Origin of the sequence: Pseudomonas sp. AM14(2022) (genome assembly GCF_036346455.1) — a bacterium.
GTDB lineage: Bacteria > Pseudomonadota > Gammaproteobacteria > Pseudomonadales > Pseudomonadaceae > Aquipseudomonas > Aquipseudomonas putida_A.
Window position 1 is genome coordinate 137,253 of the sequence record NZ_JAOTNY010000012.1, and the last position, 15,343, is coordinate 152,595.

Annotated in this window: 10 protein-coding genes; 4 read left to right on the forward strand and 6 right to left on the reverse strand. The window is 62.4% G+C overall.

Going from position 1 to position 15,343, the window contains the following annotated elements; all coding sequences use genetic code 11:
• The first annotated feature begins 43 nt into the window (after positions 1 to 43).
• From V3W27_RS22105 to V3W27_RS22115, 3 genes are all read left to right on the forward strand, one after another.
• Positions 44 to 1,717: a nitrite/sulfite reductase gene (locus V3W27_RS22105; RefSeq protein ID WP_330207555.1), complete on the forward strand. Its 1,674-nt coding sequence runs from the start codon at positions 44 to 46 to the stop codon at positions 1,715 to 1,717.
• A complete protein-coding gene (locus V3W27_RS22110; protein WP_330207556.1) occupies positions 1,714 to 2,193 on the forward strand; it encodes a DUF934 domain-containing protein in 480 nt (159 codons plus the stop codon). Before V3W27_RS22105 ends, V3W27_RS22110 begins: the two co-directional genes overlap by 4 nt.
• Positions 2,194 to 2,477: 284 nt before the next feature.
• On the forward strand, positions 2,478 to 3,452 hold the full coding sequence (locus V3W27_RS22115) for a hypothetical protein (protein WP_330207557.1): 975 nt from the start codon (positions 2,478 to 2,480) through the stop codon (positions 3,450 to 3,452).
• A gap of 132 nt (positions 3,453 to 3,584) precedes the next feature.
• Here the strand turns inward: V3W27_RS22115 and V3W27_RS22120 are convergent, their stop codons facing one another.
• Positions 3,585 to 5,945: a tetratricopeptide repeat protein gene (locus V3W27_RS22120; protein WP_330207558.1), complete on the reverse strand. Its 2,361-nt coding sequence runs from the start codon at positions 5,943 to 5,945 to the stop codon at positions 3,585 to 3,587.
• A gap of 214 nt (positions 5,946 to 6,159) precedes the next feature.
• On the opposite strand from V3W27_RS22120, the gene V3W27_RS22125 reads away from it, so the two are divergent.
• Positions 6,160 to 6,837, forward strand: coding sequence for a DUF3313 domain-containing protein (locus tag V3W27_RS22125; protein ID WP_330207559.1), 678 nt, complete (start codon positions 6,160 to 6,162; stop codon positions 6,835 to 6,837).
• Between the two features lie 135 nt (positions 6,838 to 6,972).
• Here V3W27_RS22125 and V3W27_RS22130 read toward each other — a convergent pair whose 3' ends face one another.
• The 5 genes from V3W27_RS22130 to V3W27_RS22150 form a co-directional block, all read right to left on the reverse strand.
• Positions 6,973 to 9,477, reverse strand: coding sequence for a fused MFS/spermidine synthase (locus tag V3W27_RS22130; protein ID WP_330207560.1), 2,505 nt, complete (start codon positions 9,475 to 9,477; stop codon positions 6,973 to 6,975).
• Between the two features lie 192 nt (positions 9,478 to 9,669).
• Positions 9,670 to 11,259, reverse strand: a complete 1,590-nt coding sequence (locus V3W27_RS22135) for an arylsulfatase (protein WP_183785252.1) — start codon at positions 11,257 to 11,259, stop codon at positions 9,670 to 9,672.
• A gap of 71 nt (positions 11,260 to 11,330) precedes the next feature.
• Complete coding sequence (locus V3W27_RS22140; RefSeq protein ID WP_330207561.1) at positions 11,331 to 12,353, reverse strand: HAD family hydrolase; 1,023 nt, start codon at positions 12,351 to 12,353, stop codon at positions 11,331 to 11,333.
• Positions 12,350 to 13,765, reverse strand: a complete 1,416-nt coding sequence (locus V3W27_RS22145) for a hypothetical protein (RefSeq protein ID WP_330207562.1) — start codon at positions 13,763 to 13,765, stop codon at positions 12,350 to 12,352. The genes V3W27_RS22140 and V3W27_RS22145 overlap by 4 nt, the downstream gene beginning before the upstream one ends.
• A complete protein-coding gene (locus V3W27_RS22150) occupies positions 13,762 to 15,342 on the reverse strand; it encodes a VWA domain-containing protein (RefSeq protein WP_330207563.1) in 1,581 nt (526 codons plus the stop codon). The genes V3W27_RS22145 and V3W27_RS22150 overlap by 4 nt, the downstream gene beginning before the upstream one ends.
• Position 15,343 lies beyond the last annotated feature (1 nt).

A 15,343-nucleotide genomic window follows, 5' to 3' on the forward strand; every position in this document is an offset into this window, starting at 1 on the left:
CTCCTACAGGAATTGCGCACAATTCTGATGGGGTAGCCTCTGAATGTATCAATACGATGATTACGACCGGGCGTTGGTGTTCGAGCGCGTTGTGCAATTTCGCGATCAGGTCGAGCGCTTCATGGCTGGAGAGTTGAGCGAGGAAGAGTTCCTGCCGCTGCGTCTGCAAAACGGCCTGTACCTGCAGAAGCACGCGTACATGCTGCGGGTGGCGATTCCCTACGGGACATTGAGTGCCGAACAGATGCGTACGCTGGCGAGCATCGCCGCCGATTACGATCGCGGCTACGGCCACTTCACCACGCGGCAAAACCTGCAATTCAACTGGATCGAACTGGCGCAGGTGCCGGACATCCTTGAACGCCTGGCGCAGGTCAACATGCACGCGATCCAGACCTCCGGCAACTGCGTGCGCAACATCACCACCGAAGCCTTCGCCGGGGTCGCGGCGGACGAGTTGATCGACCCGCGCCCGTTGGCAGAAATCCTCCGCCAATGGTCGACGATCAACCCGGAATTCCTCTTCCTGCCACGCAAGTTCAAGATCGCCATCTGCTCGGCGAAGCAGGACCGTGCGGCGATCATGATGCATGACATCGGCCTGTATCTTTATCCGGGGCGAGACGGGCAGATGCTGCTGCGGGTGATCGTCGGCGGCGGGTTGGGGCGCACGCCGATCCTCGGTCTGCAGATTCGCGAAGGCTTGCCGTGGCAGCATCTGCTGTCCTACGTCGAAGCGATCCTGCGGGTCTACAACCGCCATGGCCGGCGCGACAACAAGTACAAGGCGCGGATCAAGATTCTGGTCAAGGCGCTGGGCATCGAGGCGTTCGCCAAAGAGGTCGAGGAAGAATGGCAACACCTCAAGGACGGCCCGGCGCAGCTGACCGAGGCTGAATACGAGCGGGTCGCCAGTGCCTTCGTGCCGCCGATCTATCACACCCTGGCCGATACCGATCTGGATTTCGGCACGCATCTGGCTGAAAGCCCGGCGTTCGCCCGCTGGGTCGCGCGCAACGTGCAGCCGCACAAGAAACCGGGTTACACCAGCGTAGTGCTGTCGACCAAACCGGGTCTGAGCGCGCCGCCAGGGGATGTCACCGGCCAGCAGATGCTCGCGGTGGCCGACTGGTCGGAGCAATTCGGTTTTGGCGAGATTCGCATTGCCCATGAGCAAAATATCGTCCTGCCCGACGTAAAAAAGTCTGACCTGTATGAGCTCTGGCAACTGGCCTGTGAGCACAATCTGGGCAGCGCCAACGTCGGCCTGCTGACCGACATCATCGCCTGCCCGGGCGGGGATTTCTGTGCGCTGGCCAACGCCAAGTCGATCCCGATTGCCCAGGCGATTCAGGCGCGTTTCGACAACCTCGACTACCTGCACGACCTGGGCGACATCAGCCTGAACATCTCCGGCTGCATGAACGCCTGCGGCCACCACCACATCGGCAATATCGGCATTCTCGGCGTCGATAAAAACGGCAGCGAGTGGTACCAGATCACCCTCGGCGGCGCGCAGGGCAAGCACAGCGCACTGGGCAAGGTCATCGGCCCGTCGTTCAGCGCGACCGAAGTGCCACAGGTGATCGAACGGATCATCGGTACGTTTGTGCGTTACCGCGAAAGCGATGAGTTGTTTGTCGACACCGTGGCGCGCATCGGCCTGGAGCCGTTCAAGGAGCGGGTCTACCCGAAAGCGCTGGAGGTGTCGGCATGAACAATCTGCTGCGCCTGGAGCAAGGTGTCGCACGCCTGATCGAGGACGATCCGTGGACGCTGGTCCGCGAGCCAGAGCAGCGCAGGCCGCAAGGATTGCTGATCCTGCCGCTGGCGCACTGGCTGCAATCGCCTTCGACTCACGCGGTGTGGCTGGGGCCGGACGATGAAGTTGAAAGCGTGGTGCCGTGGCTGGCCTCACTGCCGCTGATTGCCCTGGATTTCCCGAGCTTTCGCGACGGTCGCGCCTACAGCCAGGCGTACCTGCTGCGCAGCCGGTTTGGCTGGGCTGGCGAGTTGCGCGCGATTGGTGATGTTTTGCGTGATCAGCTCAGTCATATGCGCCAGTGCGGGTTCGACAGCTTTGCGGTGCGCGAGGACAAATCGGCCGAGGATGCGCTGAAGGGGCTGGCGGGGATGAGCGTGTTGTACGGCCGCTCGGTGATCGAGCCGCGCCCGTTATTCCGTAGACGCTGAAGACTCTGTGGCGAGGGAGCTTGCTCCCGCTGGAGTGCGCAGCACTCCCCAGTAGGCATGATGCAATCGGTCAGATAAATCGCGTTGTCTGGTTTGGGGCGGCTTCGCCACCCAGCGGGAGCAAGCTCCCTCGCCACAAGTGTTTTGCAGTGACATGCAGGGGAAACCCTTACATCCCGCACCATTCCCGGATTTTTCCTTGGGTCGATGCTGGCCTTTTGGTAGAGTCCCCGTCGCCAGCGGGTTTTCGGCTGGACGACGGAACGAAGAAGGGAGTCTGGGTAGTGAGTGCGGGCAAAAAAATTTTGGGCCTCACCGCGTTGCTATTGATGCTGACGCTGTGGGCCAGTTACTTCTATGTGTTCAAGGAAAACCGCGACGGCCAGTTGGGCGGCGCCGGTGAAAGCACCGCGTGGTGCGGCGCGCCGCCGTCCACCGAAGCGGCGCTGTTGGGCAAGGATCAACTGACCTTGCGCGTCACCAACAACCTGCGCGGCGAGTTCATGCTCAGTGGCTCGCTGGTGGTCTCCGAACGCACCTTCAACCGTTACGACCTGGGCCGCAACGAACTGCGTCTGCGCCTGGAACCGTTGCAGTGGTCGTACGGCGTGACGCCGATCTTCCTCGAACAGGTCAAGGTTCAGCCGCTGAGCCGCAACCTCGCCTCACCGACCAAAAGCGCCTACGCCGAGCTTGAGCCGCGGCCGATCGGCGTCCAGGGCCAGGTCACCGAATTTCCCTTCGACACCTATCGCTACGGCTACAAACCGGTGCTGTATTACCTCAAGGGCAGCGAGCGCATCGACCTGCGCTTCAAGAACATCACCACGCTGATGGAGATGTCCAACACCTTCACGCCGATTCAGAAATACAACCGCGTCGAGTACATCAACGAGAAAAACTCGATGATCCGCGACGAGGACTACAAGGCCTACGGCCCGCACGAATGCGCGTTCAGCGTCGAGCGCAAAGGCTCGTTCAAGGTCGTGGTGCTGTTGTTCCTGCTGGTGCTGTGCCTGCCGCTGTTGCACGTGTTCTATCGCGACGAGCCGGGGATCGACTTCCTCGCCACGCTGGTGACGATTGCCGTGGTGCGGGTGCTGCTGGTCGGGCCGGTGCAGGACTTCCAGCTGTACAACATCGACTTCCTGTTCGGCGCGGCGGTTCTGCTGGTGGGCTCGGTGTCGCTGATCAAGGCGATGCGCGCCAACAGCCGGCGCGAGATGGCGTTGAAGAGCGGGGCGACGTCGTCCTGGTAACACTCAGTGTTTGAGACCAATCACTGACCCTGTGGGAGCGGGCTTGCTCGCGGATGCGGTACATCAGTCACCCTTGATGTTGGCTGAGAGAATGCATTCGCGAGCAAGCCCGCTCCCACAAGGGATCAGCGGTTATTTCAGCGCCGGATCCCCCATGTTCATCTTCTTCCAGCCCTGCAACAGCACCTGCGCCTTCGGCTCCTGGCTGTTCTCCAGGTAGTACTGAATCAGCGACAGCCGTGCATTGCGGTTCGCCGGTTGCACCTTGAGCAAACGCTCCAGCTCATCACACGCCTCGCTCACCCTGCCGCTGTCGTGCAACGCCACCGCCAGCACGTAACCGTACTGCGCGTTCTGCGGCTCCAGTTGCGCGGCTTTGTGCAGCGCGGTCATGGCTTCGGCAGTCTTGCCGGCGCGGATCAAGGACAGGCCACGGGTGTGCTGCAACAACGCAGCCTCCGGGTGTGCCTTGAGGCTGTTGTCCAGCAGGCTCTGCGCTTCCTGACCTCGGCCATTGGCCTCCAGCCATTGCACCAGCGTCACCAGTGCCGGGTAGAAATCCGGATCGCGTTTGAGTGCCGTGCGCAGCAACCCTTCGACTTCGGATGCGCGGCCACTGGCCTGATACAACATCGCCAGGTTCAGGTTGGCCTCGGCCCGTTCCGCGAGACTGTTCTGCACCGCCTCATATTCGGCAATCGCCGCGTCCCAATTGTCCTGCGCGGCGCCGAGGCCGCTGTTGCGCGCAACGCTGAGCAGGTCGCGCGCCGCGACGATGCGCACGGCTTTCACTGGATCGCCGAGCAGCGGCGTCAACAACGATACGCGCTCGGCGGGCGGCAGGAAGGCACTGATCGCCCGCACTGCACTTTCGCGCACCTGCGGCGCCGGATTCTGCAGATCCCGGGTTGCCAGTTTCAGCGATTGATCGCTTGGGTACAGCGGCAGTTCGGCGAGTAACGTCGCACGCTGAATCGCCGGCAGATCGCTGCGCTGCAATTGCTCATGCAAAGCGTCCGCCGCGCCCGGCTGGCCGTTGCGGATCAGCCACAGGCTTTCGTCATAGCGTGGTGCCTGCGGTGTCGAGGCGGAGGCATTCCACAACTTGAACTGCGCGGTGATCTTGTCGCCGGCCTTGCCCTGATGGCAGCTCAGGCACGCATCGGGCGTACCGAGTTTTTGCGCGCGTTCCGGGTTGGGGATGCTGAAACTGTGGTCATGGCGCCAGTCGTTGCCCATGTAGAACTTGCCGGGCATGTGGCAATCCACGCACTGCGAGCCGGGCTGGCCCGGGGTGTGGCGGGTGTGTTCGATGGAATCGTAGTTCTTCGCTCGCAGGCCCTTGCCGTCGACGCCAGCGACCGAAGTCTTGCCCGCCGTGTTGTGGCATTGCAGACACACGGCGTTGCCCGGCGCCTTGAGTTCAGTGCTGTGCGGATTGTGGCAGTTACTGCAGCGCACACCCTTGTCGAACATCTTGCTTTGCAGGAACGAGCCGTGTTCGAACACCTCATCCTTGATCTTGCCGTCCAGCGCATACAGTTCGCGGGTGAGGGTGCTCGGCAGGTAGTCGTCCATCAAGCGCTTGCCGACGGTGTAGCCATCGCCCAGCGGCGCCCGGCGCGCATGGCAGCGGGCGCAGGTTTCGATCTCGACGCTGGCGTTCTTGTCCTTGAGGTCGACGACGAAACCCTTGTGGATCAGGTCGTCTTTTTTCTGCGCCCATTGCAGGTGATTGGAGGCCGGACCGTGGCAGGCCTGACAGCCGACGCCGAGGCTGTTCCACTGACTGTTGAACGTGTTGCTGGCCGCATCGAAATTGCGCTTGAAGCCGGTGGTGTGGCACTCGACGCACATGAAGTTGGCGTTCTGACTGGGCTTGCTCCAGTGCAGAGGATTCTTGAAGTTCACGCCCTGGCCGGGGTAGAGGTGAAACCAGCGGTGTTTCTCGGTATCCCACGCCACGCCAAGCGCCTGCAAACGGCCTTCGCCGACCTCGATCAGGTATTGCTGCAACGGCGCAATGCCGAAGGTGTAGGCGACTTTGAAGTCAGCGTTCTTGCCATCGATGCCGGGGGTATTGACCCAGAACTCGTCGCCCTTGCGTGAGAAACGGGTGGTCTCGTTTTCGGCCTTGAAGGTGACGTTATTGAAGTCGCCAAGCATGGTTTCGCCATTCGCGGCCTGCATCGCCAATTGGTGATGCGAGCCTTGCCAGTCCTTGACCTGCTCGGTGTGACAGCCTTGGCATTGTTGCTCATCGACCATGGTCGCGGGCTTCTGCGCCACAGGTTGCGGTCTGGCGACGACAGGCGCCGCCGCGCTGATCGGCGGTGCCGTGTACGGCGCGGGCGCGGGGCTGAACAGAAACCAGCCAATCCCCGCCACAGCGGCCAGCAGCACGCCGATGGTGAGGGGGAACAGGTAACGTGAAAGGGGCTGTCGGGATGAATCAGGATCAGGCTGTACGACTTTATTTTTATGCTTGGGCATTACGACTTCCGTGGTCAGATGCATTGGCCTGCTGGCATGCGTTCAAGCTCGATGCAGCTTTGCCGGATGCCCGGCGTCTGTCAAACGTCGGTTGTGAAGCAGGCCCCGAAGTTGTGTGAATTTTCCGGTTTTGCAGCGCAATCGGCGGGGTTTTAGCTATACCTGTAACTCCCCCATACGCAATACATTCAGGCCTTCTGACAGGAGTTACAGCATGAAGCTAGCAGTAATGATGGGCACCCTCTGCATCGCCACCCTGGGCGTGGTGGGTTGCTCCAGCAAAACCGTCGCTCCCGATGAGTATTCCGGCTTTCTCAAGGACTACAGCCAGCTCAAGGAGGCCAAATCGCCTTCCGGTGCCGAAGTGATGCGCTGGATTGATCCGAAGGTCGACATCAGCAGGTTCACCAGCGTGTACATCGAGCCGACCCAGCTCTATCCAAAGCCGCAACCGACCGCGAAGATTTCTCAGCAGACCCTCAACGGCATCACCTCCTATTACGACCAGGCGCTCAAGCGTGAAATCAGCAAGGATCTGCCATTGGCCAACGGCCCCGGCCCAGGGGTGATAGTGGTGCGGGCGGCGATCACTGCCGTGAGCAGCAAGACCGAAGGCCTGCACGCGTATGAAGTGATCCCGGTCGCTCTGGTCGCCGCAGCGGTCAGCACCGCCAGCGGTATTCGCGATCAGGAAACCACCCTGGCGACCGAAGCGGTGTTCCTCGATGGCGGCAACAACAAAGTGGTTGCGCAAGTGGTGCGCAAAGGCACCGGCAAACCACTGGAAAATGACACCCAGGCGATGAAGGCCAGCGACGTCAAACCGGTGATTGATGGCTGGGCCAATGACATGCATCAGATGTATCTGAAGCTCAAGGCCAGCTCCAAATAATCCAGCGAGGCGTGGGCCCGTTCGCGAGCAAGCCCGCTCCCACCTTGAGATCTGCGCCGGACACACAGCCTGTGTCCACTGTAGATCCCCTGTGGGAGCGGGCTTGCTCGCGAAAGCGGTCTTTCAGGCACCCCATTACTGCCCGGTAAACCAACGGAAGTACGGGTTGCCGCCATCCCAACGCATCACTTCACGCATATCCCGCCCCCAGGCATCCCGATCCCCGTCATACGCATGCAGGCTCGCGCGGTAGAACTGCATCAGGCGCTGGCGCTGCGTCTCCAGTCGCTCAGTGAACCCGGCATCGGCATTCACCAGTGGCGGTGGCTGATACAAGTCCAGCAGCGCCGGCAGCACCCGGGTGATTTCCTTGCTGCGCACCCACGGCGCGTATTCGATTCGGGGCCGATCGTCAGTCACCGCCGGCGCGTTTACCGCAAAGCGTTCAAGGCCTGCGCGGTCGGTGACCCAGGTCGCGAGCAACGCTGGTGCCGAGCCAATCCCGACATCCTGCAAGGTGCTGCGTACGCTGGCCTGCTGGAAGCGCTCGGTGATTTTCGCCGCGTCCAGTTGCATCGGCTGCAGCGAACCGACCAGCAGCATCTCGTGGAACTCACTGGTCCACAGCGAGGCATACGGGAACACGTCGAGGAAGCTGCGTACCAGTGCGCGCGAATCGTCGATGTTCTGGGTCGGCAGCGGCAGCCACTGCGCGACGATGCCTTGTTGCTCCAGGCGACTGGCCGCTAGTTGATAGAAATCCCGCGAGTACAGATTGACCACACCGGCCGCCGATGGCGGTGGCGGTTCGAGGGTGATCAGGTCGTAGGTCTGCGGGCTGCGCAACAGTTCCTGACGACCATCGCGCAGGCGCACCTCGACGCCGGGATCGTTGGCAGCGTTGAAGTTGCCCTTGAACAGAGGCGCGGCCTTGACCACCGATGGCAGCAGTTCGGCGACCACCCGCTGTTCCAGGCCCGGATAGCGCAGCAGGGCGCCGGCGGTGATCCCGGTGCCGAAGCCGATCACCAGCGTCGAGCGCGGCTCGCCGTTATGGATCAGCAGTGGCAGCAGCGCCTGGATGCGCATGTAGCGCAGCGACGGCATGGCGTCGCCGGTGTTGGACACGCCTTGAATGTACAGGCGGTGGAAGCTGTTCTCACCACGGCCCTGAGCGACCACCGCCACGGTGCCGCCACGGCCTTCCTCGTAGAACGCCAGCGTGCCGTTACGCGCACCGGGCAGCAGACTGGCGAGTTTGTCCACTGGCGTCAGCACGGCGAGCACGACCGACAGCAGCCCCAGCGCGACCACGGCCTGACGCCGGCCTTTTTTGACGTGATGACCCTTGCGGACGGCCACGTAGCCGATGCCGGCCGCGATGATCGCCAGCAAGCCCAGCGTGCGCACCAGCCCCAGCAGCGGGATCAGCAGAAAACCGCAGAACATCACCCCGACAATCCCGCCCAGGGTGTTGAACGCAACCACGGCCCCGACATCGCGGCCGACCCGCTCACGACCGACACTCAAGCGCAGCGCCAGTGGAAACGCCGCGCCGAGCAACAGCGTCGGCACGAACACGATGCTCAGCGCCGCCACGGCGAAACGTGCGCTCATACCGGCCAGTTCGCTGGCACCCAAGGCCAGCAGCCAGCTCTCGGCCTGACTTTGGGCCAACACCAGCCAGCGCCCGAGCAGGGCAATTTCCAGCAAGGCGATCAGCCCGGCGCCGGCAATCAACAGACCGAACACGCCCCACGGATCGCGAATGCGCTCGACGCGACGGGCGAGCAGGGCGCTGCCGATGAACAGCCCGGTCAGGTACGTCGCGAGCACCACGGCGAACGCGTAGGTGCGGGTGCTCATGAACTGCACGATCGACTGCGACCAGACCACTTCATACCCCAGCGCCACGCCGCCGGCGATGGAGTACAGCCACAGTGCGGTGTGGTCTGCGGCTTGCTCGGTGTGATGTTTGACCGGGGCCGCAATCGGCATCGGATGCTGACGCTGCAGCCACAGCGCGCCGGCGGCGGCCAGCAGGTTGAGCATCGCGGCAAACAGCGCGCTGCCACGCACACCGAGGGTGGCGATCAGCACAAACGCGGCGAGCAGGGTGCCGGCAATTGCGCCCAGGGTGTTGGCCGCATACAGCTGACCGCCGGCCCTGCCCGGATCAGCCGCCAGCGAGCGCACCAATACCGGCAGCGTGCCGCCCATCAATACCGCCGGAATCCCCACCAGCGCGAATGGCAACAGCCAGGCCAGCAGGCCGACATGACTTTGCAGCCAGGCAAACGGATTCGCCGCCAGGCTCATCGCGACCGTCGCGCCAACCCCGAGTATCGCCACCAGCACTTCCAGCCCGGCATAGAGCAACACCGGTTGCTGCAAGCGATCGGCCCAGCGCCCGAACAGCCAGCCGCCAATGGCCAGACCGGCAAAAAACGCGCTGATGCCGGTGGTGATGGCATAGACCTCGACGCCGACCACCAGCGACAACTGCTTGATCCACAGCACCTGATACACCAGCGCGGCGGCGCCGGAGATGCACAGCAGCAGGGCGGGGATCAGCAGCGCCGGGGTGGCGGCTTGAGTGGTGGGTATGGCCGACGGCTTGCTGGCGATACGTGAGGACATGCGGATTGCCTTATTTCAATTCGGAAAATGCTGTGTCGGTGCCGGCCTCTTCGCGAGCAGGCTCGCTCCTACACTGGACTTGTGTCCACCACAAATCCCCTGTGGGAGCGAGCCTGCTCGCGAATGGGCCGACATGGTCCCAAGTTCGAAACAGGGCGCCCGCCGCTGAGGGCGGGCGGCGGTTCAACGGTCTTACTGTGCAGCTGGAGCCGCTTTCATTTTCTCTTCAATCTTCGCGTCAACCGCAGCACGGATCTGGTCGATGCTGAAGCTCGCCGGTTTCTGGCTCGGCGGATACTCGATGAAGGTCTGCAGGAAGCGCGCTGCCTTGGTTGTCGCAACGGCGACCAGGTAAACGTTTTTGGTCGACCAGTCGTAGTATTGATCGGAAACCACGTCGGCCCGCTCGTACGGGTCCATTCTCAGGTTGAAGATCTTGGGCACGCGCAAGGGCGTGAACGGATTGCTCCAGACCGCAAAACCACCCGGCGCTCGCTGCTCGGCGAAAACGGCCTTCCAGTTGCCAAAGCGCATTGAAACCAGCATGCCGTCGTCGTTGAAGTAGTAGAACTCCTTACGCTCACCGTTGGGTTGCTGGCCGGTCAGGTAGGGCAACTGGTTGTAACCGTCCAGATGCACTTTGAAGTTGTTGCCTCCGGAAGTCGGCGCCCAGCCCTTGAGCAGCTTGTCTTTCACCTCGGTGTCACCGGCAGCAGCGAGCAAAGTCGGGAACCAGTCCAGGCCCGAGAACATCTCGTTGGAGACTTCCCCCGGCTTGATCTTGCCCGGCCAGCGAATCATCGCCGGTACACGGTAGGCGCCTTCCCAGTTGGAGTTTTTCTCGTTACGGAACGGCGTGGTCGCCGCGTCCGGCCAGGAGAACTGGTTCGGGCCGTTGTCGGTGGTGTAGACCACGATCGTGTTGTCGGTGATTTTCAGGTCGTCGAGGGTCTTGAGCAGTTTGCCGACATCTCCGTCGTGTTCCAGCATGCCGTCGGCGTATTCGTTGCCGGGCATGCCGCTCTGGCCCTTCATCGAATCACGCACGTGGGTGAACAGGTGCATGCGCGTGGTGTTCATCCAGACGAAGAACGGCTTGTCGGCCTTGGCCTGTTTCTCGATGAACGCTTGTGCGGCGGCGGTAGTTTCGTCGTCGATGGTTTCCATGCGCTTGGTGGTCAGCGCGCCGGTGTCCTCAATCTTGCCGTCGGCGAAACTGTGGATTACGCCCCGTGGCGAGTTGGCTTTGACAAAGTCCGGGTCATCCTTGGGCCAGTAGGGGCGTTCGGGTTCTTCTTCGGCGTTAAGGTGATAAAGGTTGCCGAAGAATTCGTCGAAACCATGGTTGGTCGGCAGGTATTCATCTTTGTCCCCAAGGTGGTTCTTACCGAACTGGCCGGTGGCGTATCCCTGAGACTTGAGCGCCTGAGCGATGGTGATATCGCGCTTTTGCAGGCCGACAGTCGCTCCTGGCGCACCGACTTTCGACAGGCCGGTACGCAGCGGCGTCTGGCCGGTGATGAACGAGGAGCGTCCGGCGGTGCAGCTGTTCTCCGCGTAATAGTCGGTGAACATCATGCCTTCTTTGGCAATCCGGTCGATGTTCGGAGTCTTGTAGCCCACCACGCCCATGGAGTAGGCGCTGATGTTGGTCTGGCCGATATCGTCGCCGAAGATCACCAGAATGTTGGGTTTCTCAGCCGCTGTGGCGGTTGCCGACAGCGCCATCACCGAGGTTGCCACCAAGGCGAGTTTCGGTAGCCACTTGCGTATGCGAGTCATCTGACTTGCTCCTTATCGCGGGGGTCGTTGTTGCGACGTACGTTTCTTGCAGTCCTGCATCACGCTTTTTCTTATTGCACCTGCCCGGTTGCCGGTGGATCGAACGGGTAGATCCGGCGCCATTCGGTCGCCATGTCCACCACGGTCCAGCCACGGGAATTCGCTTCGTCGAGGGCTTTGTCGAGTCGCCCGATATCGGATTTTCGGTCGTAGGCCCACTCGCGTCTGGCGTCGGTGTGGTGCACCAGCCCCATGAAGCGTTTACCGGGACCGGCGGCGGTCCACTGCAGCATCTGCAGGTCGCCGTCGGAGTTGCCGAACGCGAGGATCGGCCGTTTGCCGATCACTGCATCAATGCTCTCCGGTTTACCCGGGCCGTCATCGTTGTGCGCCAGTTTTCGGGTGCGCAGGATCGAAGCCTTGCCGTCCTTGAACTGGAACGCGGTGACGAACGTGGTGCCGATCACCTGTTCCGGCGGGATGCCGTAAACCTTCTCGGCAAATGCGCGCATGAACCCTGTGTCGCCGCCGGAAACAATGTAGGTCTTGAAGTCCTGGCTGCGCAGGTAGTCGAGCATTTCCAGCATCGGTTGGAAGATCATTTCGGTGTAGGGCTTGCCGGTCTTCGGATGTCGGGCCTGACTCAGCCAGGTCTTGGCGTAGTCGTCGAAAGCCTCGGTGGTCATGCCGGTGTGGGTGGCGCCGAAGATCTTGATAATCCCGTCCATGCCGGCGGCGGCCAGGGCCTTATGATCATTTTCCAGCACGGCTTTGAATGGCTGGGTGGTTTGCCATTCCGGGTGCTGCGGCGCATTGCGCTTGACTTCGTCGAGGGCGAACAGCAACTCGAAATACATCGGCTGCTCGCTCCACAGGGTGCCGTCGTTGTCGAACACGGCAATGCGATCGGCGGGTTTGACGAAATCTTTGCCGGACTGATCGGTGACCGCTTGCACAAACTCGATGATGTGTTTTTTGGCCGGGCCGTCGTTCCATGACGGCAGTGGCTCGCTGGCCTGGGCCAGTAGTGGCAATGCCAGCGCAAACCACAGCGCAAGGCTGAAACGTTGACGCTGCTGCGGTGGATTGGTCATGGGAAATCCCTTTCATGAACGGGGTTGAGCGGGCGCAGGGCCGGGGCCGGTTTGTGCGCCTGTTGTTCGGCCTGACTGTGAAGCGTAGTCAACGATTCATGCAGTTGAGCGAGTGTTTGTGCAGTCTGTGGATCACGTCCATAAAGCCCGCGCAACAGGCCCTGCAGGCGCGGGCCGGCATTCACCAGTTGCAGCCCGAGGCGACTGCGCCGCAGCCACAGATACAAGGCGCTCAATTGCGCCGGTTGAGCTTGCAGTTGCGGGTTGATCTGCTGCCAGGCGAAGTCCGCCGATTGCTCCCAGGCCAGTCGACGCGCGTGCTTGCGTGCCTGCCATTGGTGCCGGGTGCGCATCAGCGCCGGACGCAGCCAATAACCGGCGCCAATGCACACGACGAGCAGCGCCAGCCACAGCAGCCCGCGTGTGGAAAAGTGCGGGTTGTTGCGGCCGAGCTGCCGGAGATCGTCGGTGATCGAAAACACCGGTTTGTAGGCGCTGTTGGCTGCGGCTTCGAAGGTCACTGCCGGCACTTGCGCAATGCGGCTCTGCTGCGTTTTGACGTCCCACCATTTCACCGCGATGGCCGGCAGGGTGTAGGCGCCAGCCTTGTCGATGCGGTAGATGACGGCGTCGATCCGCTGCCCACCGAGCACGTTGCCGCGACCGTCGTCCAGGCGGGTAACTTGTGGGGCCAGCAGGTAACGACTCAGGCCGGCCACGTCAGCCAATGGCGGAACCGGAAGCGCCATCGCCAGTGCGCCATCGGCTTGCAGGATCAGTTGCCGGGTGATGCTGTCGCCGGTTTTCAACGGGGTTGCCGAGTTGATCAGGCTTTGGCTCAAGCGCACATCGCTGGCCACCAGCGGTGTTTCTCCGGGTTTGAAGCCGGGTGGCTGAGCGGCACTGAAGTGCAATGGCTGGCTGTGTGCGCTGAGCGCTGTGCTGGCCTGACCGGGTGTCGCACTGACCGTCAACGGCGGAATGTCGAAGCGGCGGGCGACATTCGGGGTGATCAGGTAGCTGTAGCGCAAGCCGCTGAAGGATTGCCCGTCGATGGTCTGATTCAGGTGTTGGGCCTGGCCGTCCGGCGGCGTGACCAGGGCGCCGTCGAGTTTCAGCTCGGGCAGGGTGGCGGCGCTGGTGAACCAGGTGTCGGTGAGCACGTCGACTTGCAGCTCGACCAGTCCGCCGACCATGGCGCCTTCGGCGGGTTGCAGGTGGGCCTGGATTTTCAGTTGGGGTTCGGCGGCAGAGGCCTGGATTGTGAACAGGCAACTGGTGAGCAGGGTCAGCAGGGTTGCGGTGATCAGGCGGGCGCCATCGCGAGCAGGCTCACTCCTACAGAAGATTTTCGGCGCGCACAAATCCCCTGTAGGAGTGAGCCTGCTCGCGATGGCCGCAACCCGGTTCATGGTCTGGCCCCCGACTGATCCTGCAAACTGAATTTCTGCCTGAGAAACTTCGCCGGCGAGGTGCTCAGGTTCTGCAGCCACAACGCGTCGGACGCTGCCTGCTCGGTCTCGACCTTTTTGCTCTGGCCCTTGCCCGGCGCCTTGTCGAATTTCACTTCGTCCGGTTTGGTCTCGGGGGCGTTCTTTTCGGCGCTGTCGGTGTCCTTGAGCAACGCCTGCGCCAGCGCCAGATTGGCTGTGGCCTCGGGGAATTGCGGTTGTCTTTGCAGGGCCTGGGTGTAAGCGGCAATCGCCTGATCGAACTTGAAACGCCGCACGTAAATGTTCCCCAGGTAGAACCACGCTTGCGCCGTGTCCAGCCGGGCAAAGGTCGCCAGTGCGAGGTCGTAGTCCGCCGCGTGATAGGCCGCCACGCCTTTCCAGTACGGATCGACAAACAGCGCCGCCGCTTGCGGCCAATGCTCATGCTCGGCGGCCCAGCGCCCTTGCTGATCGCGGGTGAAAAACGCGTCGGTCAGTGCGCTGGCCTGGGCGGGTGCGGCAGGCCAGCCAAGGCTTGTGACCAACAGCAGCGCCGGTACCCAGTTGATACTCCAGCCCTTGCGCACACCGAGCAGCGCCAACAATAGAAGAGGCCAGCACAGCCAGTAACCGGCGTCCTTCCAGTGCAATTGCTGCTGTTCAGCGCTGGCACTCTGGAAATGTTGTTGGGCGTGCAACTCGATCCAGTCCAGATCATCGTCGTCGAGGGTGAGGCTGCCCAGCGGGGCGTCGAGACCGGCGGCCAGTTTTTTGAGTGCCGCCGGATCGAAATGGCCAAGCAGCGGACGCCCGTTGCTGTCGACTGCCGGCTGGCCGTTGGCGCCCTGAATCACGCCGCCATCCGCGTTGCCGACCGCCAGTACCAGTACCTGCAATTGGTTGTCGTCGAGTTGTTTGTCGAGACCTTCGAGCTGTGCAACGTCAGCGCCGTCAGTGATCAGCAGCAGGCTGCCCGGGGTTTGCTCGGCGCTGAGCAGGCGTTTGGCCTGCTCGATGACGGCGCTAACGTCCTTGCCCGGTTTGTCGATGAGACCTGTGCCCAGCGCCTGAATGAAGGTGTCGAGCAGTGCCGGATCGTCGGTCGGCGGCAACACCAGATGCGCGCTGCCGGCGTAGGCGATCAGTGCGGTGCGGGCGCCGGCGCGACGCTGAATCAGGTCGTGGAGTTTGTGCTTGGCCGCTTCCAGGCGCGTCGGTGGCACGTCGCTGGCGTCCATCGATGGCGACAGATCCACGGCGACGATCAGCGGCGCGCGATCCTGCAGAAAGTCCGGGCGATCCTGCTCCCAGGTCGGCCCGGCGGCGGCGAGCGCCCCGAGTGCCAACACCGCGCACAGCCAGTGCACCGGGCGCAGGCGCTGCTGATCCGTTGGCGTGACCAGCAGGTGCGGCAGCAAGTGTTCGGCGATGTTGCTGCGCAGCCGCCGTTGCAAGTCGCGGCTGCGGCGCCAGAGCAGCGGCAGCAGCGCGGCGAACAGCGCGAGCAGCAACCACAGCGGGCGTAAAAAGTGGAAGTCGCTGAGATTGATCTCCATC